Origin of the sequence: Shinella curvata (genome assembly GCF_022899935.1) — a bacterium.
In the GTDB taxonomy this organism is placed as follows: Bacteria; Pseudomonadota; Alphaproteobacteria; order Rhizobiales; family Rhizobiaceae; genus Shinella; species Shinella curvata.
The window spans coordinates 105753-129186 of record NZ_JALJCJ010000004.1 but is presented as its reverse complement, the minus strand read 5'-3'; the positions used below and the strand labels follow the sequence as shown (position 1 = coordinate 129186).

The window sequence follows — 23434 nt, the reverse complement described above, 5'->3', positions numbered from 1 at the left end:
CACGCCCGCCGCCTGCGATTCATTGATCGGAATTGAGAACATCCGACATCGTATATTCGCCCGATGGTTTGCCGACGATCCAGCGGGTAGCCGCCAATGCGCCGCGCGCGAACATGTCCCTTCCCAGCGCCGCGTGGGAAATCGTGATCACTTCTTCCTCGGAGGCGAAAATCACACTGTGCTCTCCCACGATACCGCCCCCGCGGACGGCCGAAAAGCCGATTTCGCCTTGCGGCCGCACGCCCGTCAGCCCGTCCCGGCCTCGGCGTTCCACTGTTTCGAGCGGAACCGCGCGACCGAGCGCCGCCGCTTCTCCGATCATGAGCGCGGTTCCCGAGGGGGCATCGACCTTTCGGCGGTGATGGGCTTCAACGATCTCGATATCCCATGTTTCAGCCGGAAGGATTCCCGATAGCTGCGAAACGAGCCCTGTCAGCATGTTGAGACCGATGGAGAAATTACCCGATCGCAGGATGGGAATTTGGCGGGCGGCGGCCGCAATCCTGTCCTCCTCGCCGCGATCGAAGCCCGTTGCGCCGATGACCAGCGCCGGACCGCCTCGACGGGCGCAGCGTTCGGCAAGCGTGGCTGCTGACGCTGCCGTCGAAAAATCGATGATCACATCGGCGGTTTCGACGGCGGTTTCGATATCGATAAAGTCGGCATCAACCTGGCCGGGACGGCCAATACCGCCGATATAGTCGACCGCCTCGTCAGATTGCAGCACGGCGACGATCGTCTGGCCCATCCGGCCACGCGACCCTGCGACGGCAACTTTGATCGGAAGCGTCATGTCGTTTTCCCTAGGCAAGCACATGGGCAGGGCCGGCAACGGCGAGATGGACGATGTCGCCCGGCACGGGAAGGGCGAGGCCGGATGTCCGGATCAGAACGGGCGGCAGGGAGGTGTCCGGGAGGGCGAGGGCGACAGTCGAGACGGCGCCGCCGAACTGCACGTCGATTACGCGGGCACTGGTTTTTTGCGGCGCGTCGGTGACAATGTTGATCTGCTCCGGTCGCAGCATGATTTCCGCCTTGCCGGCATGGTCGCCATCGATAGCAACGCGTCCCAAGGCGCAATCGGCAAAGCCACCGTTTACGATGGCCGGCAGCAGGACTGCATCGCCGAGAAAAAGCGCGGTCTCCCGATCGCGGGGCTGCCGGTAGAGAGCCTGCGGCGAACCGGCCTGAACCAGCCTACCGTCACGCAATACGGCCACCTGGTCGGCGAAGGAAAGCGCCTCCGTCTGGTCGTGCGTGACGAGAATGGCGGTGATGCCGGCATTTTGCAGGACCCGCGCGACGGCCTTGCGCATGGATTCGCGCAGGCCCGTATCGAGAGCGGAGAAAGGTTCGTCGAGCAGCATCATGCGCGGCTGACGGCCAAGCGCGCGGGCAAGTGCCACACGCTGCTGCTGGCCGCCGGAAAGCTGGTGCGGCCGGCGCGTCGCCATGGTGCCGTCAAGCTCCACCATATCGAGCAGCCCGGCGACACGTTTCGCGCGGTCGGCGACGCCGCGCTCGAAACCGAAGGCGATGTTTTCGGCAACGCTCAGATGCGGAAACAGCGCGCCGTCCTGCGAGACGATGCCGATGCCACGCTTGTGCGCCGGCACGCCGACGGGGCCTTCGGCGAGCAGCGTTCCATCGCAGGACACCCGGCCACGATCAGGAAATTCGAAGCCGGCGATGATGCGCAGCAGGGTCGATTTGCCCGATCCCGAGGGGCCGACGACAGCCGTGCGGCTACCAGGGCCGACCGAGAGGCTGACGGACTCGAGCGCCTGTACCTCGCCGTAGCGCTTGCTGATGGCGTCAAGGGAGAGCAGCGTCATTGGCCGATGGTCCGTTTCGATTGGGCATGGAGAAGAAGGGTCAGCGGCAGCGAGAGCACGACCATCATGGTCGCGTAAGGCGCGGCGGCGACATAGTCGATCTCGCTCGTCAGCGACCAGAAGCGCGTTGCCAGCGTCTCGACACCGTTCGGCGCCAGCATCAGCGTGGCGGTCAACTCATTGGTGATCCCCAGCGCGACCAGGGCGACGCTGGCGGCCGCTCCCGGCGCGGCGAGCCTTAGCGTGACCTGCCGCAGCGCCTGTGCGGGTGTGCGTCCAAGTGCCATCGCAGCCCGCTCCAGTTCGACAGGCGCCTGCGCGATGCTGGCACGCAGGCCCACCATGGCGCGCGGCAGGAACAGAAGGACATAGCCGGCCAGCAGCATCGCGAAAGTCTGGTACAGTGGCAACAGGAAGCGCACCGTAATGGAGACCAGCGCCAAGGCCACAACGACGCCAGGCAGGGAGCCGACATAGTAGTGACAAGCTTCGAGAATACGTTGAAGCCGTCCCGGTTCGCGCACCGAAAGCCACGCCATGGGAACAGCGACGATGGTTGCGAGAATTCCGCCTGAGATAGCAAGCAGCAGGGTTTCACCCACCGCACGGGTGACCTCGCTGTCCCAGATCGCGGCGCCGCCCACCCAGAGCCAGCGACCAAGCGTGACCAGCGGCACACCGAGGGTAAGGATAGCGAGCCCCACCGGCAGGACGAGGGCAGGCAGGGCCAGGCGGCCAAGCCGTCGCCGTTCGGCCGGACGCGCAGCGCCGGCGCCGACACGCGCATAACGCTCATTGCCGCGCAGCAGGAGTTCGAGGGCGAGCAGGAACAGGCAGCAGCCGACAAGCACACCGCCGATCATATTGGCGGCGGGACTGTTGTAGGAGGACTGGAACTGATCGACGATGGCGGTCGCCAGCGTGTCGAAGCGGATCATCGCGAAGAGACCGTATTCCGACAGGAGATGAAGGCCGATGAGAAGCGAGCCGCCGCAGATGGCCAGCCGCAGCTGTGGCAGCACAACACGAAAAAAGACTTCGACAGGTGCAAGGCCGAGCGAGGCGGCGGCATCCTCCACGGCGGGATCGAGGCGCCGGAGGGCGGCTGCGACCGGCAGGTAGAGGAAGGGATAATAGGCGAGAACGGCGACGAACGTGCCCCCGGCGAGGCCGCGCATGCTCGGCACGAGGCTGACCCAAGCATAGCTGTGCACGAAGGCCGGCACGGCGAGCGGCGTTATCGCAAGCCAGGCCCAGAGGCGGGCGCCGGGTATGTCCGTGCGCTCGGTCAGCCAGGCCATGCCAACGGCAACGGCGATCGACAACGGGATCGTCAGGAGTTCCAGATAGAGCGTGCTGAGGAGAAGTTCGCCGACGCGCGGGCGCAGCACGAGCGTCTTCACCGTCTCCCAGCCGACATCGAAGGTGACCCAGGCTATGAAGCCGAGCGGCACCAGGCTGAACAGTGCGACGAGCGCAGCGAGCACGATGACCGGCAGATGCGGCAAGGACGTGCGCATTCGCTGGCGCACCGGCCAGGGCCGGTCGTAGGTTTCTGCTGTACTATCCTGCAACAAGGCCCATGCCTTCATGCCATGAAAACGACAGGGCGCGCGTTTCGCGATGAACAGGCGGCCCGTTTCTGCCCTAAGGATTTCCTGAGTAAAAGGCAATGGTTTCCGCAATCGGGCAGCCTGCCTGCGGCGTGGTGACACTGGCGCCGGATGTGGCCGCGCTATAAGTAGAGTTCGCCTGCCCAGTTTTGTGGATGGCCTTTCGATTCAAAAGGAGAACACATGATCCCGTCGATCCGATTGACATTCGCAGCCGTGTCGCTTGCCGCTTTGGCGTCGCTGGCATCCGGCGCCAGAGCGCAGGACGCGGGCGAGCTTGTCATCTACAACGCCCAGCACGAGGGGCTCGGCAAGGCGTGGATCGAGGCGTTCACCAAGGAGACCCGCATCAATGTCGTGGTCCGCAAGGGCAGCGACATGGAGTTCGCCAACCTCATCCTGCAGGAGGGTGATCTGACGCCGGCCGATGTCTTCCTGACGGAGAATTCGCCGGCCATGGCGCTGCTCGATGCGGCCGGGCGCTTTGCGCCCGTCGACAAGGAAACGCTCGATCAGGTGCCGGCAGACTATCGCCCAGCCGATGGCATGTGGACGGGCATCGCCGCGCGCTCGACGGTCTTTGCCTATGACAAGACCAGGCTCACCGAGGACGCCTTGCCGAAGTCGATGCTCGATCTTGCCGAACCCGCCTGGAAGGGCCGCTGGGGCGCGTCGCCCAACGGCGCCGATTTCCAGGCGATCGTCGGCGCGCTGCTCCAGCTCAAGGGCAAGGAGGCGACGACGGCATGGCTGACGGCGATGAAGGAGAACGCGACGCCTTACAAGGGCAACAGCATTGCCATGAAGGCGGTCAATGCCGGCGAGATCGAGGGCGCGCTAATCTATCACTACTACTGGTTCGGCGATCAGGCGAAGACCGGTGAAAACAGCGGGAACGTCGCGCTGCACTATTTCAAGCACCAGGATCCTGGCGCCTTCGTCAGCATTTCCGGCGCCGGTATCCTGAAGACCAGCACGCATCAGAAGGAGGCGCAAACCTTCCTGAAGTGGATCACCGGAAAGGCCGGCCAGGCGATCCTGCGTGACGGCACCTCGTTCGAATACGCGATCGCCGGCGATGCCAACCCAAAGCTCGTTCCGCTCAAGGATCTGGGCGCTCCGAAGGTCGAAGCCTCCACGCTCGACAGCAAGACGGTCGTCGAACTGATGACGGCTGCCGGACTGCTCTAAAGTTGGGAACTGCGCGGCTTCAGGGCCGCGCAGTGTGTGTTTGAGGCGCAGTCTCACGCCTGATAGGGGCTCGCCATCCGCAACCAGCGGACATCCATGTCGCCAGCCAGCAGGGTGTGACGCTGCGCCAGGAAATCCTGCACGTAGGGTTGCAAGAGATGTGCTTCCAGATGCGCGATGCTCGCCCATACCTCGTAGAACACAAAGAGATCCGCATCGGCACGGTCGCGATGCACGTGGTATTGCAAAACGCCCTCTTCCCTGCGCGTCGGCTCGACCAGAGCGATCAATGCAGCCTCCAACGCTTCTGCTTTTCCGGCCTTGGCACGCGCCTGCCCGGTCAGCGCATAGGGGCCGGCCTCGTCTGTGTCCGGTTCGGGAAGAGTGAAGGCAGGGCTCGACATGGCGTCTCCTTTTGGTATGAATTGCGCCATACCTAACACCACAGAAGGTATGATACAATCCGTACCTTGAGGTATTCGCATGGATCATGAAGGGCATCCCGCAGAGCACGAGATTACGCTCGGTGCCGTCCTGTCCGCATTGGCGGATCCCCTGCGGCGGCGCGTCGTCATGGAACTGGCACGGGCTCCTATCGGAACGGAGAGGACCTGCGCGTCTTTCGGACTGCCGGTCAGCAAGGCGACGCTGACGCACCATTTCCGCATTCTCCGCGAGTCGGGGCTCATCCGGCAGATCGACCGAGGCAATAGCCGTGCGGCAACGCTCAGGCGCGACGATCTCGACAGGCGTCTGCCCGGCCTGCTTGATCTCGTGGCAGCGGAGACGCCAGCGCCTTGAATTGATGTCGGGCAATCGGGCTGCCACAGAATGCGATTGGCAGAAAACGCCACGGTTTCGCATGCAAAGTCAAATTACACAAATATTATAGAATTAATTATCTACTTTGAGCAGATGCGCCCCGCTAAGCTCCGTTATCGGACACAGCTGGAGGCTATCATGTCGAAACTGCTCAAAAACACCATTCTCGCGTTTGGACTTTCCGCCATCGCCACTGCCGCCCACGCCGGCGAGGTATTTGATCGCGTCAAGCAGAAGGGCGAAGTGGTCAACGCCGTCGTCAACGACTATCCGCCCTTTGCCTATATCAACGACAAGAACCAACTTGACGGCTTCGACATCGATGTGGCCAAGGCGTTTGCCGAAAAGCTCGGCGTGAAGCTGAAGCTCGAGACGCCCGGCTGGGAAACGATCATCAGCGGCCGCTGGGCTGGGCGCTGGGATGTCGCGATCACCTCGTCCACTCCGACGGAAGAGCGGGCGAAGGTCGTCAATTTCCCGGTGAACTACTACAGCGTTCCCGCGGTCCTCGTCGTGAACAAGGACGAGCAGGCGATCAGGTCCGCGGCCGACCTGACGGGCAAGAAGGTCGGTGTCGGCACGGGCTCGTCCTATGAGGCCTATGTCAACAAGAGTTTCACGATTCCCGGGCAGGCGGCGATTGCCTTCCCGTTCGGCGCCGTACAGTCGGTACCGAACGATGAGACGGTCAACTTCCAGAATCTTGCGCTCGGCGCCGGTGTGCGCCTTGATGCCATCGTCGCCTCGCTCGGCACGGCGCAGGGCCAGATCGATGCGACGGGCAAACTCAAGCTCGCGGGCGAACCGCTCTTTGCCGAGCCCAACGCCGTCGTCACCGACAAGGGCGACCCGGAATGGGACGCCGAAGTGAAGCGGGTTATCACAGAACTCAAGGACGACGGCACGCTCGAAAGAATTTCGCAGAAGTGGTTCAAGGTCGATATCACCCGATATGCATTCTGACGTTGGTCTTCCTACCTTGCGGACATCGACCGGTGCCCGGCCACGGTTCGCCGTGACCGGGCCTGCCGGCTTTCGGCTGCGCGTCCAGTTGACGTGGCTGGCTCTGCTGGCGCTGCTTTTCTGGCTCTTCTACAATCTCGGGCTGGACTTCGATCTGATCGGACAGAAACTGCCCTTCATGCTCGGCCTGCGCCTCTCGCCCGATGGCTTCATTCAGGGCGTCGCGCTTACTTTGCTGATCACCGTCGTTTCCATGGCCATCTCGCTGGTGGTGGCTGTCCTGACGGCGCTCGGCCGCCTGTCGTCCAATGCACTGGCCTTCGGCGTGGCCACCTTCTACGCGTCCTTTTTCCGGGGAACGCCGCTCTTGGTGCAGGTGCTGATCATCTATCTCGCACTGCCACAGTTTGGCGTGGTGCTGTCAGGGCTCGCCTCCGGCATAGTCGCGCTGTCTCTGAACTATGGCGCCTACCTCGCCGAAACGATCCGCGCCGGCATTCTGTCCGTGCCTCGCGGGCAGGGGGAAGCTGCGGTGGCACTTGGGCTTGGGCGTGGCGTCATCGCCTTCAAGATCATTGCGCCGCAGGCGATGCGCATCATCATCCCGCCGGCCGGAGGCCACTTCATCTCGATGTTGAAGGATTCGTCGCTCGTCTCCATCATGGGGCTCTGGGAGCTGAATTTTCTGGCGCAGTCCTACGGCCGGGCCACCTATCACTACATGGAAATGCTGCTGACGGCGGCGGCGATCTACTGGTTTCTGTCGATTGGCCTCGAGCTCGTGCAGAACCGTCTGGAGCGGCATTTCGGTCGCGCATTCGCCGGCGATCGGCAAGGAGGAACAAAATGACCACAGATCGTGCATCCTTTACCATTCTCGATGGTGGCATGGGGCGCCTCCTCGAACGGCTCGGCGCCCCCTTCCGGTTGCCGGAATGGTCGGCGCTCTCGCTGATCGAGGCGCCTGACTATGTCACCCGAGCACATCAGGCCTATGTCGATAGCGGTGCCGACATCATCACGACCAATTCCTACGGTCTCGTGCCGCATATGCTGGGCGAGGACCGCTTCGCCGCGAGCGGTCGGGCGCTCGCCGACCGTGCCGGACAGCTCGCGCGCGCAGTCGCCGATGCCGCCGGCCGGCGGGTTCTGGTCGCGGGCTCGCTGCCCCCGCCATTCGAAAGCTACCGGCCGGAACGCTTTCACGCGGACGGCGCACCGCGCATCATCCAGAATCTCGTCGACGGCTTGAGGCCCCATATCGATCTTTGGCTGATCGAGACCCAGAGTTCGACAGTGGAGGCTTTGACTGCGTTGTCCGCGGTGATCGGCGATGGCAAGCCGGCTTATGTGTCCTATACGCTGAAAGACGAGGACGGGCGCACGGGGCCGGCGGAACTGCGTTCCGGCGAACCGGTCGAGGACGCCGTGCGTAAAACGCTTGCCGCGGGCGCCCGCGGGGTCTTTTTCAACTGCAGTCAACCGGAAGTGATGGGCGAGGCCGTGCGCGCCGCGCGCCAGGCAGTGGACGAAACGGGTGGCACAGCGACCATCGGCGTCTACGCCAACGCCTTTGCACCCGAACCGCCCTCCGATACGCCCTATGCCGGCATTTCCGACATTCGCGCAGATCTCGATCCGGCAAACTACCTGAAATGGATCGAGCGCTGGCTCCGCGATGGCGCGACCATCGTCGGCGGCTGCTGTGGCATCGGGCCGGAACATATCGATGCGATCCGCACATTCCGGAGCGTTCGGGAAGCGGTCTGAGTGGATGACATCGGCCAGGCGGAGGCTTGCGGCAAGAATAGGAGAAAAAACTACGCAGTCCGGTGAAAGTTGGAATAGGCACCCTCGCCGACATTTAAATTCTATAGATTATATAGTCTTTAGAAACTATCTCGAAGGGGAACGCCATGACGATGACACGCCGCCTTTTCTCCGCCGCGCTTGCCGCTACGATCACTCTGCCGCTTCTGGGTGGCGTCGCCTGGGCTTCCGACAAGGTCGTCCGGATCGGTTACCAGAAATACGGCACGCTCGTACTGCTCAAGGGCAAGGCATTGCTCGAAAAGAAGCTGGAGAAAATCGGCTACACCGTGACGTGGACCGAGTTCCCCGCCGGCCCGCAACTGCTCGAAGCGCTGAATGTCGGCGCCGTGGATTTCGGCACGACGGGCGAGACCCCGCCGATCTTCGCGCAGGCCGCCGGCGCACCGCTGGTCTACATCGCCCATGAGCCGCCGGCGGCGCGCGGCGAGGCGATCCTCGTGCCCAAGGATAGCCCGATCAAGACGGTGGCCGATCTCAAAGGCAAGACCGTCGCGCTCAACAAGGGTTCGAACGTACATTTTCTCCTGGTGAAGGCGCTTGAGGAAGCCGGCCTCAAATATACCGACATCAAGACGACCTTCCTGCCGCCGGCCGACGGTCGCGCCGCCTTCGAACAGGGTGCTGTCGATGCCTGGGTCATCTGGGATCCCTTCCAGGCGGCCGCGGAAGTCGCCATCGAGGCGCGCGAGCTGCGCAACGGCGAGGGCATCGTCCCCAACCACCAGTTCTATCTTGGCGCAAAGCCGTTCGTGGAAGACAATCCTGAAGCGGTGGATGTGGTGATCGAAGCCGTTGCGGAGATCGACGAATGGGCGAAAACCAACACCGCGGCCGCAGCAGCGGAACTTGCCCCATCCGTCGGCATCCCTGCAGATGTGCTGGCCGTCGCGCTGGAGCGGCAATCCTACGGCGTGAAAGCCATCGATGACAGCGTGGTCAAGCAACAGCAGTCGATTGCCGATACCTTCTTCGACCTCGGCCTGATCCCTGAAAGGATCTCGATTGCAGACGCCGTGCGCAAGGGCGGTGCCTGATGGCGGAGGCGTCGGTGGCCGGTGGCTATGCTGCCGGCGAAGGCCGTAAACTCAACCTGAAGGGCCTGGCGAGCGTGCTTGCCCCTTGGGCACTTCCCATCACGCTCCTCGTTCTCTGGGAGATTGCGTCGCAGAGCGGTTTCGTCAACGCCCGTCTCATGCCGGCGCCAACGAAGATCGCCACGACCTTCTGGCGGTTGCTGCTGGATGGCTCGCTGTTCTTTCACACGCTTGCCTCCACGCAGCGCGCCGTCATCGGGCTCGTCATCGGCGGCGGGCTCGGCTTTATCGCTGGCGTTCTCACCGGGCTCTGGAAACCCGCGGAGACTTTGCTCGACAGCACGTTGCAGATGGTGCGCAACATTCCGCATCTGGCACTGATCCCGCTCGTCATCCTCTGGTTCGGCATCGACGAGACGGCCAAGATCTTCCTCGTTTCGATCGGCGTCTTCTTTCCGATCTATATCAATACCTTCTACGGGGTGCGGACCATCGATCCGCAGCTCGTCGAAATGGCCTCGGTCTATGGCCTCGACCGCAAAGCCCTGATCCAGCGCATCATCCTTCCGGGCGCGCTGCCATCGATCCTCGTTGGCCTGCGCTACGCGCTCGGTTTCATGTGGCTCACGCTCATCGTCGCCGAGACGATCTCGGCCACCAGCGGCATCGGCTACATGACGATGAACGCGCGTGAATTCCTGCAGACCGATGTCGTACTTCTCGGCATCATCGTCTACGCGCTTCTCGGCAAGCTTGCCGACGTGGCGACCCGGGCGATCGAAAAGCGCGTGCTCGTCTGGCATCCCGCCTACCAAGTGAAGTCGGGGAGTGCGAAATGAGCGTAGCCGATGCCTATGAGCCCGAAAGCACCGGCGGTCTGCCGATCAGCCTTTCGCGGGTCGAAAAGTCCTTTGGCGCGCTGAATGTGCTCGGCAATTTCAACCTCGATATCCCGGCGGGCCAGTTCCTGGCCGTGGTCGGCCGGTCGGGTGGAGGCAAATCGACCCTGATGCGTCTCGTCGCCGGGCTCGATGGGGCGGACAGCGGCCGCGTCAATATTGGAGGTCGCAAGGTCGAGCGCCTTCATCCATCCGTGCGCCTGCTCTTTCAGGAGGCGCGGCTGGTACCGTGGCAGCGCGTCATCGAAAATGTCGGCATTGCCCGTGGCCCCAACTGGCAGGAGACGGCGCGCCGCGCGCTTGCGGACGTCGGGCTTGAGGGGCGTGAGAACGATTGGCCAAGCGTTCTTTCCGGCGGCCAGCGCCAACGCGTCGCCCTGGCTCGGGCCCTCGTCAGCGAACCGCAGATCCTGTTGCTCGACGAACCTTTCGGTGCGCTGGATGCGCTCACCCGCATCGAAATGCACCGGTTGCTCGAGCGCATCTGGACCGCACGCGGCTTCACCACGGTTCTGATCACGCACGATGTCGCCGAAGCAGTTGCGCTGGCGGACCGTGTCGTCGTCCTGCGGGAGGGGGCCATCGCGCTCGATATCGAGATCGCTCTCGATCGCCCGCGCCAGGAGCTCGCCGATCCGCGCGCCGTAGATCTCCAACGCCGCATCCTGGACGCGGTTTAGCGAGCCGTTCCTCTTCCGGCACCAAAATGAAGGAAATGCCCATGGATATTCGCAAGATCAACGACGACTATTCGGTCTCGCCGCAGATCGAGGCTGAAGACGTCGATATCGTCAGCCTGCTCGGCTTTCGCTCGATCGTGTGCCATCGCCCGGACTACGAACAACCAGACCAGCCGGAATTCGCCAGCATTGCCGCCCGCGCGCGCGAACTGGGCATCGAAGCGCGGCATATCCCTGTCGCGCCATCCGGACTGACGGCCGAGGCACTGAGCAGCATGACAAAGGCGCTCGCTGAGTTACCGGGGCCTGTCCTCGCCTATTGCCGGTCAGGTGCGCGCTCGACGAAGATTTTCGAACAGGCGCTTCTGCCGCTCTGATTGCCCAACCGGCTTGCAGCAAGGAGGACTTGATTTTCCGCGCGGTATTCTATTGTTTTAGTCGATAAAGCCGTGTCACCACTCGTCGGACAGGACGAGTTCTGGAAGCCGCCGCACATTGTGCAGGAAAGGAGCCTATCGATGACGCTTGTGCCCGCCCATTTCCTCCCGCAATCGCTGGATACCGGTTCTCTTGCCCGGATCGCCATCGTCGGACGCGGCTTTACCGGTCTCATGACGGCGATTGCGCTGCTGAAGACTTTTCATCGCCCTTTCCATCTCGTGATGTTCGATCCGTTCCCGAAAATCGACGGTGGCGAGGGCATCGGCCGTCCGGCTTCCGCACTGCTCAACAGCCGGGTACGCGATCTCTCGGTCGACCCGACCGCGCGCGACGATTTCCGGCAATGGCTGGAAACCAACGAGGACTGGCGCGATCACGAGGACGGCCTGTCCGGTAATGTCGACCACGCCTTCGTACCGGGAGAGGTGTTCAGCGCCTACGCCTATCAGCGCTTCTCCGAAGCCTTGCGGGCGCGCGCCGACGTCATGGTCCAGGTGCGTTCGGAAAGCGTGGCGACGATCGAGCGGCATCCGCAGGCAGGCCTGTCAGTTCTGTCCGGCGATGGCGAGCAGGCGCGTTTCGACACCGTGTTCCTGGCCACGGGTTACGGACTGCGCGACAGTCCCGACGGCACGGCGGGCCTTACAAGTGCGCGAGAAGTGCAGGTGATCGGTGGCGGCGTTCACGCCGTCGATCGCGCCTTGCGCCTGCTCGCGGCGGGAGAAGCGTCCCATGTGACGTTGATCTCCGCGTCCGGCTTCCTGCCGCAGCCACACGCATCGTCGGCCGTCGGCGCCATTGCGTCCGATCGTCCTTTCCCGAATACGCTTCGCGGCGCATTCCGCCATCTGCGCGAGGCGGCAAACCGGGCCGCGCTGGAAGGCACCGGCTGGCAGGGCATCATGAACGATTTTCGCCTGCGCGCACGGGACCTCTGGCAGGGTTTGACGCCGGAGGAGCGGCGCCGCTTCAAGCGCCATGTCAAGCCGATCTACGACAGCCACCGCAACCGTCTTCCGCTTGGCCACTACGAGCGCCTGCGCCAGGCGATTGCCAGCGGTGCAATCACGGTGCGGAAGGGCAGGGTCGAGCGCATCGCTACGAACGGCGTGCTGCTTTCAGGCGCGGCGGGGCTGCAGGTGCTGCCGGCGGACCGCACGATCGATTGTCGCGTGCGCCCGACCGATCTCGATTCCCCACTGTTCCGTTCGTTGCTGTCCGCGCAGCTCGTCAGGCGGGACGAACTCGACCTCGGCATCACCGTCGATCGTGACGGAAGGGCGCTGGCTGCGTCAGGAAGCTTCGAAGGCCTTTTTGCAATGGGGCCTCTCGGTCTTGGGAGCCTGCCGGATATCGACCTCGTGCCGCAGATCGTCGTCCAGGCTCACGCGGCGGCGGGGGCGCTCGAAACATGGCTTGCGACGGCGACCCCTCACACACATTAGGAAATCGGCTGCGTTGCAACGCGCAGGTTCAGCGGCCGAAATCCGCCTGGATCTCGCCTTGCGCGTCGCGCCATTGCCGTACGTCTTCCTCGCACGCCTTGCCGCCACGGGGGCCGTGAATGGTGACGGAACGAGAGGCCGCCGCGACCGCGAAATCGAGGGCTTCCGTGAAGGCATGGTTGCGGGCAAGGCACCAGGTGAGCGCGCCACCGAAGGTATCGCCCGCTCCGGTCACGTCGGCGACCGCAACCGGATAGCCGGCGACCTGCTGGCGTGCTTCGCCATCGAAGGCCTCCGCTCCGTCCGCTGCCAGTGTGCGCACCACGCGACCGATCCCGTGGTCGCGGATCCAGTCGCCGATAAGGGTTATGTCATCGTGGCCGAAGGCGGCGCGAAAGCCCACCTGGTTGAAGATGACGACGGCAGCCCCGGTCAGATAGGGCATATCCTCGGGGGTGCAGCCGCCAACGTCGAGATCGAATATGGCACGACGGCCGTTTTCCCGTAGATCGGCGATGAGCTCGGCCTGCTTGAGTACCCCCTCCTGCGTCTGGCTATGGAGCCTGCGGACACGGTAAAGCGTCGTGTAGAGGAAGCCGGGCTGGCGCAAGGCGGCCAGCGTCGCGGGTTCGAGCCACATCGGTTGCTCGCCCATTTCGACGGTGAGCACGACATGTTCGCCATCGATCAGGAAGATCAGGTTACGCGATTCAGCGATAGTGGCATCCGTCAGCATATGATCGACACCGACACCGTTCTGCCGGAGATCTTCAACAAGCCGCCGCGACAAAGGACTGTCGTTCAGCAGCGAGATGAACTGCGTGTCGCCGCCCAGCGTCGCGTGCACGACAGCAGCATTGGCGATCGAACCGCCGATTTCGGCGGGCAACTCCCGGATCATGCCCTTGTCGGCGGGGCCCGGCCAGCGGTCTGCCGTGTAATACTCGTCGAGTGCGACGTCCCCGATGAAGAAGGCGGTCATGCTACAGGCCCGTCTATAACCTGAACCAGACGCGGTCCGCCCGCGACCGGAACCCAAGGACTTTCACCGAGCCCGCAGATCGCCATCCAGTAGTAGGGTGTCGGACGGCTGGTGCCCCGGCAGGCATCGTGCCAGACGTTCCGATGCATCACCACAGCCTGGCCGGGCGCAACTATGAACGCTTCGATCTCGTCGCGATGCGGCGCATCGGTCGAGGAAGCCGGCGCTACCGCGAGCACGACCGGGCCGGCGGCGCAAAAGATTGCCTCCTCGGTCTGAGGATGCCGTTCCATCGCCGTGCAAGACCACGGCGCGCTTCCACCGCGGGTCATGCCGAGATGGCCCGAACCGTCGATCAGCGGGGCACGGGTGAAGCCGTCCAGCCACCCGTCGCCCTTCGTCCGGACCACACCGGGATCAGCATCGCCGGCGAGATCGTAAACCTTGCCGTAGCGGGCAAAATTCTCGGCCGTCACGGGCCGGGCGACAACGGTGTCGACGCTCATGCGGCACTCCTGAGACCGCGGACCGCACGCATCAGGCGGGCGACGTGGACGGCGTCCACGCGGCCGGTATCCTTGTGGTCGTGTTTGAACCAGCTTCCGACGATCGCGCCATCGGCATGGATGAGCTGTTCGGCAGCGTTCGCTTCGGTGAGGCCAGCGCCGATGAGCAGCGGCACGGTGCCGCCGGTGGCGGCGCGGAAACGCGCCACCTTGTCCATATCCGTCGGTTGGCCGGTGGCATCCGAAGTCACCACGAGGCCATCGCAGCGCAAGGCACCCAACCGCACATCCTCTTCCTCCGATCGCCCGGAGAGGACCGGCTGATACTTGAACCGCACGCCGCCGAGCAGCAGCGATGCAACGCTCACCCGCCGAGCAGCGAAATCCGCTGCAAAGACAGCATCATCCTCCGGCGGCAAATGGCCGGCGACGGAATCGACCTGGATGAAAGAAACAGGGTAGCGTTTGGCCAGCGCGAAGGCGCGTGTATCCTCACGTAGCACGTTGACACCGATCTTCGTGCCGAGACCGAGGCCGCACAGCCGGTCGAGCACACGCTCGACGTCGTCGGCATCGCCGAAATAGTTCTCCACCACCAGTCCGTCGACGCCTTCGCCGGCCATGATACGGGCTTCCTCCTCGGCCTGGACAAGTTTTGCCGCAGGGCTTTCACCGGCAAGATGCAGCATGCCGAGAATGGGTTTTGCGGTGGCGAAGGTCTCCGTGAGACGGTTCATGTCGGTTCTCCTGCGTCGCGCCGCCCTCAGGCGGGCGCGGTATCGCGCCCCCAGCGCGTTGCGAATTTCATCTGGACGGCCGGCGAGTAGACGATCGATGTGCGCTCGACCAATCGGTCGTCGGCATCAAGCACATCTCCGCTGGCACAGAGGTAGCCAGGCACATCCGGTGCCGGGCGAAAAACCTCCCGCAGGTGCTCGGACGGCGGCACGACGGTGAGCAGCAGTTCCGAGCGCAGCGGGTGGCGGTCATAGTCGCGGCGCAGCACTTCGTAGAGCGATTGCGCCGCGAAATCGTAGGTTTCGATGCCGGGATAGAGGGCAAGATCCAGCTGGGACGTATCGACGTTCAGCCAGCTGATCGTCTCATCGTTCGCTAGGCCACGGGCGCGCACCAGAAACAGTTCGCCGCCTTCCACGCGATGCTCGAGCACTTTCGTCACCGGGCGTTGGCCCTGGCGGCGGGCGAGTTCGGTAAAACTGCCGAAGTTCCAGATATTGTGGCTGATCGGCCGGTGGGACACGATCGTGCCACGCCCGCGCACCTGCTGGACAAGACCTTCCGACACCAAAAGCGCCATGGCATTGCGAACCGTTGTCCGGGCGATACCGAACTGGTCACGCAACTGGTTCTCAGAGGGGATTGCTTCCCCTTCCGAGAAATCGCCGCTGAGAATGGCGGCGCGCAGCGCCCGGTAGAGCTGGCGGTAGAGCTGTTCGCTCGAATAGGCATCGAGGCGAAAGCGCGACAGCCGGTCGTCCGGATGTTCACCTGCGGCATTGGCGTCTGGTGTGGAAGGCTTGGTCAAGTTGGGCTCCGGGCAGGCTGGACTACTTCGTGGCTCCGTTTATCTTGAACTCTTCCACGCCCGCATCTTTCAAGCCGTAGCGGTCGAGGATCTGTGCATAAGTGCCGTCTGCCTTCAATGCGTCGAGCGTGGCATGCACGGCGTCGCGCAGCTCGCCATTCGCCTTGGCGAAGGCGATACCGTAGTGGTTGACGTCGCCGACTTCGCCGATCTGGTAGAACTTGCCCGGCTCCTGCTTCATCAGGTCGAGCAGACCTTCGAGACCGATGACGGAAGCCTGGGCGCGGCCCTGACGGATCTGCATGATGTGCTCGGCCTGGGTCGGGATCTGGATGACGGTGATCAGCTTGTCCGCCGGGCAGATGGATTTGCCGAGCTCTTCCGCCCAGGTGACCCAGCTCGTGCCCGTCGCCACGGCGACGGTCTTGCCGCAGAGATCGGCCTCGGTCTTGATTTCGGCCTGATGATCGACGCTCGAATAGAAGACGTTGCCCGTCTTGAAGTAGTCGATGAAATCAAGCTGCGTCTGGCGCTCGACCTTGTCGGAGAAGGCCGTGATGATCATGTCCGACCGACCGGTGACGACCTGCGGGATCAGCTGCGGGAACTCGACGTTCTGAAATTCTGCCATCAGACCGAGCCGCTCGGCGATCGCCTTGGCAAGGTCGATGTCGAAACCCTTCAGCTCCGTCGAGCCGGCGTCGCTATATTCCATCGGCGGGTAGGCCAGGCTGATCGTGAAGTTCAGCTTTCCGGCCGTCCGTACCGCTTCGGGCAGCGCGGCCGCGAGCTTCTCGTCGCCAGCCGCATACGCCGTGCCGGCGAGGCTGATGAAGGTGGCGGAGGCAAGCCCCAGCATCATTGGCAGAATTGTCTTCATTGTCCGTACTCCCATTGTTGGACGAAAGAAAAGGATCAGGCGAGCACACGGCTCAGGAACGAGCGCACGCGCGGATCGGCAGGGTTGCTGAGGACGGCGCCAGGCGCGCCCATTTCGCGTATTTCGCCGTCGATCATGACCACGACGCGGTCCGCCACCTCGCGGGCGAAGCGGATCTCGTGAGTGACGACGATCATGGTGGTGCCGCCGCGGGCAAGCGCGCGCATCACTTCCAGCACCTCGCCGACGAGTTCCGGGTCAAGCGCGCTGGTCGGCTCGTCGAACAGCATGACGCGCGGCTCCATGGCGAGCGCCCGGGCGATGGCCACACGCTGCTTCTGGCCGCCGGAAAGCTGGGACGGATAACTTGCGGCCTTGGCGGCCATGCCGACCTGCTCGAGCAAATCCATGGCGCGGGCCTCCGCCTTGGCACGGCTGAGACCACGCACGACCATCGGCCCCTCAATGACATTGCCGAGCACCGTGCGATGGGCAAACAGGTTGAAATGCTGGAACACCATGCCGAGCTGGCTCTGCTGGGCGCGCAGCTGCTTGACCGGCAGCTCCTGCAGGGCACCGCGCGAAAGCGCATAACCCATAATGGCACCATCGACCCAGACATACCCGCCATTGGGCGTTTCCAGATGATTGATGCAGCGAAGGAACGTGCTCTTGCCACTGCCGGAAGGGCCGAGGATGCAGAGCACCTCGCCATGGGTGACTTCCAGATCGAGACCTTTCAGGACTTCGTGGCTGCCAAAACACTTGCGGATACCGACCGCCTTGACTGCGAGGCTCATGCTTCCCCCTCGACGACCGGACGCCGCGTCCAGCCCTTGAACCAACGGCGCTCGCTGGTCGCCGTCGCGGCATCGCGGCCAAAATGGCGTTCAAGATAATATTGACCGATGGACAGCACGGTGGTGCCGGCGAGATACCAAACCGCACAGACGAACAGCAATTCGATGACGGCACCGTTGATGAAGTAGATACGCTGCGCTGCGTTGAGCATTTCGCCCATGGCGATGGTGGCGGCGAGCGAGGAGAATTTCAGCATGCCGATGGCGCTGTTGCCGAGCACCGGCAGGATCAGCCGCAGCGTCTGCGGCAGGATGATGCGACGCATCGTCTGACCCGACGTCATGCCCAGCGTATGGGCCGCCTCCTTCTGACCGCGATCGACGGAACCGATGCCGCCGCGCACCACTTCGGTAAGATAGGAGCCTTCGTTGACGCCAAGACCGAGAACAGCGGCAACGAACGGCGTCACGACATCGACCATGCGCTCATCGACCAGGCCGGGAATATACAGGCGCGGAAAAACCAGCGCGATATTGAACCAGATAAGCAACTGGAGAAGGACCGGCGTACCGCGAAAAATCCAGACATAAAGCCAGGCCGCGAAACGCAGGATAGGATTTTCTGAAAGACGCATGATGCCGAAGGCAAAACCAAGTGCGACGCCGAGCACAAGCGCACAGGCAGAAATCAATAACGTCCAGCCGAAGCCGACGATGATCACTTCGGCCGTCAGGAATTGACCGACCACGGCCCACTGGATCTGTCCGACGGCAAAGGCGCGACCGATGAACGCGAGAAGCAGAAGAACGATGCCGCCACTGATCCAGCGCCCGGGATGCCGCAAGCGGCGCACGGCCACACCCGGACCAGGTAGATCCTCGGGGGAGACCGCGGCGGTTGATTTCGGTTCAGGCTGTCGCATGGCATCCAAATTGTAGGGTTAGGCCTACAACTTACTAGGCAAGTTTATAGAGGGTGTCAAGCCGCCTGCCTGCGCCGGCCCTTTGCGCAGAGACGGATTTCGCCGACAGGATCGGTGGAGATTCGGATCGGGCCAGACTTTTCGGAAGAGATTGACTGCCCTCCGTCGCACGATACGCAAGCGAGTCTTGCAGCAGATTGCCGACGGCGCCTCCTGGCGCCGCCCGCTCATTCGACCTGAAGGTTTTCCTTGAGGAGAACCTCGATGCGAATCCGCTCTTGCGAGGCGAGCGGCTCACGATGATCGGAGCGGGCGCGCATGATGCGGAGCGCACTGCGCACGGCATGGCCGGGGTCCTGCGCGATCACCGCGTCGATGCGCTCATCTATCAGCGCCTGCTCGCTGAAAGGGGTGCGCTCATGCGCAACGACGGTGAGGGGGCGCCCTCCCTGAGCGTTCCAGACGGCGGTCAGCGGCACGCGCGCCTCCGAGCTCAGCACGTAGACCGCGACGGTATCCGGATTGTGGTGCAGCGTGCGGCCGATCACGAGGCCGGCGCGCTTTTCGTCCGCATAGGTTTCGAGCGACGGCAGGCTCTGGAGATGGGGGAACTGGGCATTGATGATGCTGTCGAAGCCGAGCCGACGCTGGATGCTGTCGAGCGCCATCATGGTTTCCGCAACGACCATGATCTTGCCCGGCCGGGCACCGATGAAGCGGCCGGCGATCTTGCCCGCGGTCGCTCCCGCCGCGAAATTGTCGACACCGACATAGTCCGCGCTCTGCATTCGCTCCTGGCCGGAGAGGAACTGTACGACCTTCACGCCGCGCTCAACGAGCCGCATCAGTGCGTCTCGCACCTGCGGCGATTCCGGCGCCATCACGGCGACGCCGTCGACCGCCTCACAATCGATGGCGGAGAGATATTTTGCGACGTGATGCGGGTCGCTCATGGGGATTTGCGCGGCCTCGACATCGGTGGACTCGGCCCGCAACGCCTCCTTCGCCTCGCCGACGCGAGAAATGAGCTCATCAAGATACTGATCGCCGGAGGCCGGTACGACGAAGCGGAAACGATAGGTCTTGTTACGGGCCAAGGCCACTGCGGCGGGATTGCGTATGAAGCCGATGCGCTCGATAGCTTCGGCCACTTTTTTCGCAGCCTTGGGGCTGACATTGGGCCTCTCATTGAGCACGCGATCGACCGTCGCGAGACTGAGGCCCGCGGCTTCTGCCAGATCTTTTGCGGTCGGCCGCATTCAGTGCTCACTTTCCTCGCCATAACGCTTCGGGATTTCTCCAACAAAAGCAGATGAAAAGCAACAATTGACGTGCGCACCTCAAAATTCACTTGCATTGAGGTGCGCACCTCAATATGACTCATGCCGTGGCCGCCGGGAGGAACGTGCGCGCCACACAGGCGGCGCGGAGGAGAACAGGCCCGCCGGGAAGTCATTCCGCGTCAGGTGCCCGTTACGGGCGTTTTCTGCCTTCCGATGGGGTCGGGAGGCGAGGGAGGAGGTCCCCATCATGACATCTAGCCATATCAGGTCACTCGCCGCTTTCGGCGCGCTTCTGGCCGCCGGCGTTGCAACCACCAGCCAGGCCAGCGCCAAGGATTTGACGCTCTGCTGGGCCGCTTGGGATCCGGCAAACGCGCTCGTCGAGCTCAGCAAGGATTTCGAGGCCAAGAGCGGCGTCACCATGAAATTCGAATTCGTGCCGTGGCCGAATTTCGCCGACCGCATGCTCAACGAGCTGAATTCCGGCGGCAAGCTCTGCGACCTCATGATCGGCGACAGCCAGTGGATCGGCGGCGCCGCGGAGAACGGCCAATATGTCAAGCTCAACGATTTCTTCGACAAGGAAGGCATCAAGATGAGCGACTTCATCCCGGCGACCGTCGTCGGCTATGCCGAATGGCCGAAAAATTCGCCAAACTACTGGGCTCTGCCGGCCTTCGGCGACGTCGTCGGCTGGAGTTATCGCAAGGACTGGTTCGCCCGCCCGGAGCTGCAGGCGGAATTCAAGGAGAAATACGGCCGCGAACTGGCCGTGCCGAAGACATTCGGAGAATTGAAGGATATCGCGCAGTTCTTCCAGAAGCGCGATATCGACGGCAAGACGGTCTATGGCGCGGCGATCTATACGGAGCGCGGTTCCGAGGGCATCACCATGGGCGTCATGGACGTGCTCTACAGCTTCGGCTTCAAATACGAGAACCCGGAAAAGCCTTACGATCTGGAGGGTTACGTCAACTCCGCCGAGGCCGTCAAGGGTCTTGAGTTCTACAAGGAACTCTATGATTGCTGCACCCCGCCCGGCCATTCCGATGCCTACATGTCGGAGGATATCGACGCCTACAAGTCTGGCCAGGTCGCGCTGCACATGAACTTCGCCTTCACCTGGCCGGGCATCCATGCCGACGCCAATGTCGGCGGCGAGAAGTCGGGGTATTTCCCCAATCCGGCGGGGCCTGATGGCGCGGCCTATGCACAGCTCGGCGGGCAGGGCATCTCGGTCGTTTCCTCCTCGGAAAAGCAGGAGGATGCACTCGCCTACATCAAGTGGTTCGCGCAGCCGGAAATCCAGCAGAAATGGTGGGAGATGGGCGGTTACTCGGCGCTGCTGAAGGTGGTCGAGGATCCGAAGTTCGCGACCAGCCAGCCCTATGCGCAGACCTTCCTCGATTCCATGGCGATCGTGCAGGATTTCTGGGCGGAGCCGGCCTATGCCTCGCTGCTCCAGGCGGCGCAGAAGCGTTTCCACGACTATGTCGTCGCCGGCCAGGGTTCCGCCAAGGACGCGCTCGACGGCCTCGTGAAGGACTGGACGCAGGTCTTCGACGACGAAGGCAAGTACTGACCGCCATCGGCCCGGGCCCGCGCCTCCCAGCGGGCCAAGGCGCGGCCGGAGCCGGGGACTTGCCCCGGCTCTGTCGCCGCTCAGTCTGACATCAGGGGAATATCCATGCTGAAATCATCCGTGGACCGGGTCGCCGAAGCGACGCCGCACGCCATCGCCAAACGCATGCACGGCCTTTCGGACCGTGCGCTCGCCTGGCTCTTCGTCGCGCCGTCGATCGTGCTGCTTCTTGCGGTCAACATCTTTCCGCTCATCTGGACGATCCGGTTGAGCTTCACCAATTTCCGTGTCAACCGGCCCAACGCGGAGGTCGAGTTCGTCGGCCTGAAGAACTACTTGAACATCCTGTCGGACCGGGACATCTGGCTGACAATGCAGGCGACGGCGCATTTCCTGATCTGGACGATCGTGCTGCAGGTGCTGATCGGTTTCGCGCTCGCCTATCTCATCAATAAGAAGTTCCGCGGCAACGATCTGTGGACCACCATCATTGTGCTGCCGATGATGCTGAGCCCGGCGGTGGTCGGCAATTTCTGGACCTTCCTGTACCAGCCGCAGATCGGCCTGTTCAACTACGCGATCGGCTTTCTCACCGGCGCGGATCCCTCCAGCTTTTCAATGATCGGCGACGTGGCGCTGGCGCCCTGGGCCATCATCATCGTCGATACCTGGATGTGGACACCCTTCGTCATGCTGATCTGCCTTGCGGGCCTGCGCTCCATTCCCGGCAGCATCTATGAAGCCGCCGAATGTGACCGCGCCAGCAAGTGGCGCCAATTCTGGACCATCACCATTCCGCTCGTCCTGCCCTTCCTGATGCTCGCCGTGCTGTTCCGCGGCATCGAGAATTTCAAGATGTTCGACCTCGTCGTGCAACTCACCGGCGGTGGCCCCGGCTCGATCACCGAGCTTACCTCGATCAACCTGAAGCGTGAGGCCTTCGAGAAATGGCGCACCGGCTACGCCTCGGCCTACGCCGTCATTCTCTTCGTCACGGTCTTCGGCCTCGCCTCGATCTATGTCAAAGCGCTCAACAAGGTAAAACAACGATGAGTAGCTATTCCGTCACAGAGCCGTCGCTACGGCAGAAATGGGTCGCGGGCATCCTAGTCGTCGGCTACGCGCTGATCACCATCCTGCCGCTGGTCTGGATCATCGGCACCAGCTTCAAGAGCCCGTCAGACGCCATCGCCTATCCCCCCAAAACGTTCTTCACGCCGACGGTGGAAGGCTACGTCAACGTCTTCACCACGCGCACCCGGCTTTCGCCCGAACAGTTGCAGGCGCTCGGCGAGCCCACCACTTGGTACGACAAGCTGGTGCGCAAGGACGGGCTCGTCATTTCGGGTCCCTCGCGTTTTGCCGAACGCTTCACCAATTCCGTCATCATCGGCTTCGGCTCGACGGTGTTGTGCATCGTGCTCGGCACGGCCGCGGCCTATGCCTTCTCACGCTTCAAGGTGCCGTTGAAGGACGATCTCCTGTTCTTCATCCTCTCGACGCGCATGATGCCACCTATCGCCGTCGCCATTCCGATCTTCCTGATGTTCCGCTCGCTCGGCCTCAGCGATACCCATGCCGGCATGATCCTGCTCTATACGGCGGTCAACCTGTCGCTCTCCGTCTGGCTGCTGAAAGGCTTCATCGACGAGATCCCCGTCGAATACGAGGAAGCGGCGCTGATCGACGGCTACACCCGCTTCCAGGCCTTCTACAAGGTCGTGTTGCCGCAGGCAGCGACGGGCATCGCCTCGACCGCAATCTTCTGCCTGATCTTCGCCTGGAACGAATATGCCTTCGCTGTTCTGTTGACATCCGGCAACGCCCAGACAGCCCCGCCCTTCATTCCCACCATCATCGGCGTCAGCGGTCAGGATTGGCCCGCCGTCGCCGCCGGCGCCACGCTCTTCCTCGTGCCGGTCATGGTGTTCACCATCCTTCTGCGCAAGCATCTCCTGCGCGGCATCACTTTCGGAGCAGTCCGCAAATGACACGATTTTTCAACGGCCTCCTGCATTTCAGGCGCAGCGCCTGGGAAATGCTGGCCTCGGTGCTGATCGCGGCGGGCGTCATCATGCTCATGCAGCCCTTCGCACTTGCGCTCTATTCCTGGTCCTTCGTCGTAACCTTGCTGGGCACGGTGATGTTCATCATCGTCAGCCATTTCCCGGAGTAG

26 protein-coding genes are annotated in these 23434 nt (G+C 63.0%); 14 read left to right on the top strand and 12 right to left on the bottom strand.

Annotated elements, in window-relative coordinates:
* Positions 1-19 precede the first annotated feature (19 nt).
* From dapB to MUU55_RS15625, 3 genes are read right to left on the bottom strand one after another with little or no spacing between them, the layout of a single operon-like run.
* On the bottom strand, positions 20-793 hold the full coding sequence (gene dapB, locus MUU55_RS15635; RefSeq protein WP_244761685.1) for a 4-hydroxy-tetrahydrodipicolinate reductase: 774 nt from the start codon (positions 791-793) through the stop codon (positions 20-22).
* Positions 794-803: 10 nt separating this feature from the next.
* The gene (locus tag MUU55_RS15630; RefSeq protein ID WP_244761684.1) at positions 804-1835 is read right to left on the bottom strand and encodes an ABC transporter ATP-binding protein; all 1032 of its coding nucleotides are present in this window, start codon (positions 1833-1835) and stop codon (positions 804-806) included.
* Positions 1832-3355, bottom strand: a complete 1524-nt coding sequence (locus tag MUU55_RS15625) for an ABC transporter permease (RefSeq protein WP_244762151.1) — start codon at positions 3353-3355, stop codon at positions 1832-1834. The genes MUU55_RS15630 and MUU55_RS15625 overlap by 4 nt, the downstream gene beginning before the upstream one ends.
* A gap of 276 nt (positions 3356-3631) precedes the next feature.
* Between MUU55_RS15625 and MUU55_RS15620 the strand changes: the two genes are divergently transcribed.
* Complete coding sequence (locus MUU55_RS15620) at positions 3632-4639, top strand: iron ABC transporter substrate-binding protein (RefSeq protein ID WP_244761683.1); 1008 nt, start codon at positions 3632-3634, stop codon at positions 4637-4639.
* Positions 4640-4692: 53 nt separating this feature from the next.
* Here MUU55_RS15620 and MUU55_RS15615 read toward each other — a convergent pair whose 3' ends face one another.
* Positions 4693-5043 (bottom strand): putative quinol monooxygenase, encoded by a 351-nt coding sequence (locus MUU55_RS15615; protein WP_244761682.1) that lies wholly within the window; start codon positions 5041-5043, stop codon positions 4693-4695.
* A 79-nt stretch (positions 5044-5122) separates the two neighbouring features.
* Here MUU55_RS15615 and MUU55_RS15610 point away from each other — a divergent pair, with 79 nt between their 5' ends.
* The 9 genes from MUU55_RS15610 (at position 5123) to MUU55_RS15570 (ending at position 12756) form a co-directional block, all read left to right on the top strand.
* Positions 5123-5440, top strand: a complete 318-nt coding sequence (locus tag MUU55_RS15610) for an ArsR/SmtB family transcription factor (protein ID WP_244761681.1) — start codon at positions 5123-5125, stop codon at positions 5438-5440.
* Positions 5441-5599: 159 nt separating this feature from the next.
* A complete protein-coding gene (locus MUU55_RS15605) occupies positions 5600-6424 on the top strand; it encodes a transporter substrate-binding domain-containing protein (RefSeq protein ID WP_244761680.1) in 825 nt (274 codons plus the stop codon).
* A 52-nt stretch (positions 6425-6476) separates the two neighbouring features.
* A complete protein-coding gene (locus MUU55_RS15600; protein WP_244761679.1) occupies positions 6477-7274 on the top strand; it encodes an amino acid ABC transporter permease in 798 nt (265 codons plus the stop codon).
* Complete coding sequence (locus MUU55_RS15595) at positions 7271-8194, top strand: homocysteine S-methyltransferase family protein (protein ID WP_244761678.1); 924 nt, start codon at positions 7271-7273, stop codon at positions 8192-8194. Before MUU55_RS15600 ends, MUU55_RS15595 begins: the two co-directional genes overlap by 4 nt.
* A gap of 146 nt (positions 8195-8340) precedes the next feature.
* The gene (locus MUU55_RS15590) at positions 8341-9291 is read left to right on the top strand and encodes a sulfonate ABC transporter substrate-binding protein (RefSeq protein ID WP_244761677.1); all 951 of its coding nucleotides are present in this window, start codon (positions 8341-8343) and stop codon (positions 9289-9291) included.
* Entirely contained in the window at positions 9291-10130 is an 840-nt protein-coding gene (gene ssuC, locus MUU55_RS15585) for an aliphatic sulfonate ABC transporter permease SsuC (RefSeq protein WP_244761676.1), read from the top strand. The genes MUU55_RS15590 and ssuC overlap by 1 nt, the downstream gene beginning before the upstream one ends.
* The gene (locus tag MUU55_RS15580) at positions 10127-10870 is read left to right on the top strand and encodes an ABC transporter ATP-binding protein (protein WP_244761675.1); all 744 of its coding nucleotides are present in this window, start codon (positions 10127-10129) and stop codon (positions 10868-10870) included. Before ssuC ends, MUU55_RS15580 begins: the two co-directional genes overlap by 4 nt.
* Before the next feature lie 41 nt (positions 10871-10911).
* Positions 10912-11247 (top strand): protein tyrosine phosphatase family protein, encoded by a 336-nt coding sequence (locus tag MUU55_RS15575; RefSeq protein ID WP_244761674.1) that lies wholly within the window; start codon positions 10912-10914, stop codon positions 11245-11247.
* Between the two features lie 141 nt (positions 11248-11388).
* On the top strand, positions 11389-12756 hold the full coding sequence (locus tag MUU55_RS15570) for an FAD/NAD(P)-binding protein (protein ID WP_244761673.1): 1368 nt from the start codon (positions 11389-11391) through the stop codon (positions 12754-12756).
* 28 nt (positions 12757-12784) lie between these two features.
* Here MUU55_RS15570 and MUU55_RS15565 read toward each other — a convergent pair whose 3' ends face one another.
* The 8 genes from MUU55_RS15565 to MUU55_RS15530 all read right to left on the bottom strand — a co-directional run bounded on the left by MUU55_RS15565 (position 12785) and on the right by MUU55_RS15530 (position 19652).
* Complete coding sequence (locus MUU55_RS15565) at positions 12785-13738, bottom strand: carbohydrate kinase family protein (protein ID WP_244761672.1); 954 nt, start codon at positions 13736-13738, stop codon at positions 12785-12787.
* Positions 13735-14244 (bottom strand): ureidoglycolate lyase, encoded by a 510-nt coding sequence (locus MUU55_RS15560; RefSeq protein WP_244761671.1) that lies wholly within the window; start codon positions 14242-14244, stop codon positions 13735-13737. Before MUU55_RS15560 ends, MUU55_RS15565 begins: the two co-directional genes overlap by 4 nt.
* Positions 14241-14981 (bottom strand): BtpA/SgcQ family protein, encoded by a 741-nt coding sequence (locus tag MUU55_RS15555; protein ID WP_244761670.1) that lies wholly within the window; start codon positions 14979-14981, stop codon positions 14241-14243. The genes MUU55_RS15560 and MUU55_RS15555 overlap by 4 nt, the downstream gene beginning before the upstream one ends.
* A 26-nt stretch (positions 14982-15007) precedes the next feature.
* On the bottom strand, positions 15008-15790 hold the full coding sequence (locus tag MUU55_RS15550; RefSeq protein ID WP_244761669.1) for a GntR family transcriptional regulator: 783 nt from the start codon (positions 15788-15790) through the stop codon (positions 15008-15010).
* 22 nt (positions 15791-15812) lie between these two features.
* Positions 15813-16670 (bottom strand): ABC transporter substrate-binding protein, encoded by an 858-nt coding sequence (locus tag MUU55_RS15545; protein ID WP_244761668.1) that lies wholly within the window; start codon positions 16668-16670, stop codon positions 15813-15815.
* Positions 16671-16705: 35 nt separating this feature from the next.
* Positions 16706-17470 carry an amino acid ABC transporter ATP-binding protein gene (locus MUU55_RS15540; protein ID WP_244761667.1) on the bottom strand — a complete coding sequence of 255 codons (765 nt, stop codon included), beginning with the start codon at positions 17468-17470 and terminating at the stop codon, positions 16706-16708.
* A complete protein-coding gene (locus tag MUU55_RS15535; protein WP_244761666.1) occupies positions 17467-18393 on the bottom strand; it encodes an amino acid ABC transporter permease in 927 nt (308 codons plus the stop codon). Before MUU55_RS15535 ends, MUU55_RS15540 begins: the two co-directional genes overlap by 4 nt.
* A gap of 227 nt (positions 18394-18620) precedes the next feature.
* A complete protein-coding gene (locus tag MUU55_RS15530; protein ID WP_244761665.1) occupies positions 18621-19652 on the bottom strand; it encodes a LacI family DNA-binding transcriptional regulator in 1032 nt (343 codons plus the stop codon).
* Between the two features lie 271 nt (positions 19653-19923).
* On the opposite strand from MUU55_RS15530, the gene MUU55_RS15525 reads away from it, so the two are divergent.
* The 4 genes from MUU55_RS15525 to MUU55_RS15510 all read left to right on the top strand — a co-directional run bounded on the left by MUU55_RS15525 (position 19924) and on the right by MUU55_RS15510 (position 23434).
* Complete coding sequence (locus MUU55_RS15525; protein WP_244761664.1) at positions 19924-21258, top strand: ABC transporter substrate-binding protein; 1335 nt, start codon at positions 19924-19926, stop codon at positions 21256-21258.
* Positions 21259-21363: 105 nt separating this feature from the next.
* Positions 21364-22311, top strand: a complete 948-nt coding sequence (locus tag MUU55_RS15520; RefSeq protein ID WP_244761663.1) for a carbohydrate ABC transporter permease — start codon at positions 21364-21366, stop codon at positions 22309-22311.
* The gene (locus MUU55_RS15515) at positions 22308-23249 is read left to right on the top strand and encodes a carbohydrate ABC transporter permease (protein WP_244761662.1); all 942 of its coding nucleotides are present in this window, start codon (positions 22308-22310) and stop codon (positions 23247-23249) included. Before MUU55_RS15520 ends, MUU55_RS15515 begins: the two co-directional genes overlap by 4 nt.
* Positions 23246-23434, top strand: a complete 189-nt coding sequence (locus MUU55_RS15510; RefSeq protein WP_244761661.1) for a hypothetical protein — start codon at positions 23246-23248, stop codon at positions 23432-23434. The genes MUU55_RS15515 and MUU55_RS15510 overlap by 4 nt, the downstream gene beginning before the upstream one ends.

Bases quoted from the DNA above. Each gene is read 5' to 3' on its own strand.
- dapB (WP_244761685.1), bottom strand. From the start codon at position 793: ATGACGCTTCCGATCAAAGTTGCCGTCGCAGGGTCGCGTGGCCGGATG.
- MUU55_RS15630 (WP_244761684.1), bottom strand. From the start codon at position 1,835: ATGACGCTGCTCTCCCTTGACGCCATCAGCAAGCGCTACGGCGAGGTA.
- MUU55_RS15625 (WP_244762151.1), bottom strand. From the start codon at position 3,355: ATGCGCACGTCCTTGCCGCATCTGCCGGTCATCGTGCTCGCTGCGCTC.
- MUU55_RS15620 (WP_244761683.1), top strand. From the start codon at position 3,632: ATGATCCCGTCGATCCGATTGACATTCGCAGCCGTGTCGCTTGCCGCT.
- MUU55_RS15615 (WP_244761682.1), bottom strand. From the start codon at position 5,043: ATGTCGAGCCCTGCCTTCACTCTTCCCGAACCGGACACAGACGAGGCC.
- MUU55_RS15610 (WP_244761681.1), top strand. From the start codon at position 5,123: ATGGATCATGAAGGGCATCCCGCAGAGCACGAGATTACGCTCGGTGCC.
- MUU55_RS15605 (WP_244761680.1), top strand. From the start codon at position 5,600: ATGTCGAAACTGCTCAAAAACACCATTCTCGCGTTTGGACTTTCCGCC.
- MUU55_RS15595 (WP_244761678.1), top strand. From the start codon at position 7,271: ATGACCACAGATCGTGCATCCTTTACCATTCTCGATGGTGGCATGGGG.
- MUU55_RS15590 (WP_244761677.1), top strand. From the start codon at position 8,341: ATGACGATGACACGCCGCCTTTTCTCCGCCGCGCTTGCCGCTACGATC.
- ssuC (WP_244761676.1), top strand. From the start codon at position 9,291: ATGGCGGAGGCGTCGGTGGCCGGTGGCTATGCTGCCGGCGAAGGCCGT.
- MUU55_RS15580 (WP_244761675.1), top strand. From the start codon at position 10,127: ATGAGCGTAGCCGATGCCTATGAGCCCGAAAGCACCGGCGGTCTGCCG.
- MUU55_RS15575 (WP_244761674.1), top strand. From the start codon at position 10,912: ATGGATATTCGCAAGATCAACGACGACTATTCGGTCTCGCCGCAGATC.
- MUU55_RS15570 (WP_244761673.1), top strand. From the start codon at position 11,389: ATGACGCTTGTGCCCGCCCATTTCCTCCCGCAATCGCTGGATACCGGT.
- MUU55_RS15565 (WP_244761672.1), bottom strand. From the start codon at position 13,738: ATGACCGCCTTCTTCATCGGGGACGTCGCACTCGACGAGTATTACACG.
- MUU55_RS15560 (WP_244761671.1), bottom strand. From the start codon at position 14,244: ATGAGCGTCGACACCGTTGTCGCCCGGCCCGTGACGGCCGAGAATTTT.
- MUU55_RS15555 (WP_244761670.1), bottom strand. From the start codon at position 14,981: ATGAACCGTCTCACGGAGACCTTCGCCACCGCAAAACCCATTCTCGGC.
- MUU55_RS15545 (WP_244761668.1), bottom strand. From the start codon at position 16,670: ATGAAGACAATTCTGCCAATGATGCTGGGGCTTGCCTCCGCCACCTTC.
- MUU55_RS15540 (WP_244761667.1), bottom strand. From the start codon at position 17,470: ATGAGCCTCGCAGTCAAGGCGGTCGGTATCCGCAAGTGTTTTGGCAGC.
- MUU55_RS15535 (WP_244761666.1), bottom strand. From the start codon at position 18,393: ATGCGACAGCCTGAACCGAAATCAACCGCCGCGGTCTCCCCCGAGGAT.
- MUU55_RS15530 (WP_244761665.1), bottom strand. From the start codon at position 19,652: ATGCGGCCGACCGCAAAAGATCTGGCAGAAGCCGCGGGCCTCAGTCTC.
- MUU55_RS15525 (WP_244761664.1), top strand. From the start codon at position 19,924: ATGACATCTAGCCATATCAGGTCACTCGCCGCTTTCGGCGCGCTTCTG.
- MUU55_RS15520 (WP_244761663.1), top strand. From the start codon at position 21,364: ATGCTGAAATCATCCGTGGACCGGGTCGCCGAAGCGACGCCGCACGCC.
- MUU55_RS15515 (WP_244761662.1), top strand. From the start codon at position 22,308: ATGAGTAGCTATTCCGTCACAGAGCCGTCGCTACGGCAGAAATGGGTC.
- MUU55_RS15510 (WP_244761661.1), top strand. From the start codon at position 23,246: ATGACACGATTTTTCAACGGCCTCCTGCATTTCAGGCGCAGCGCCTGG.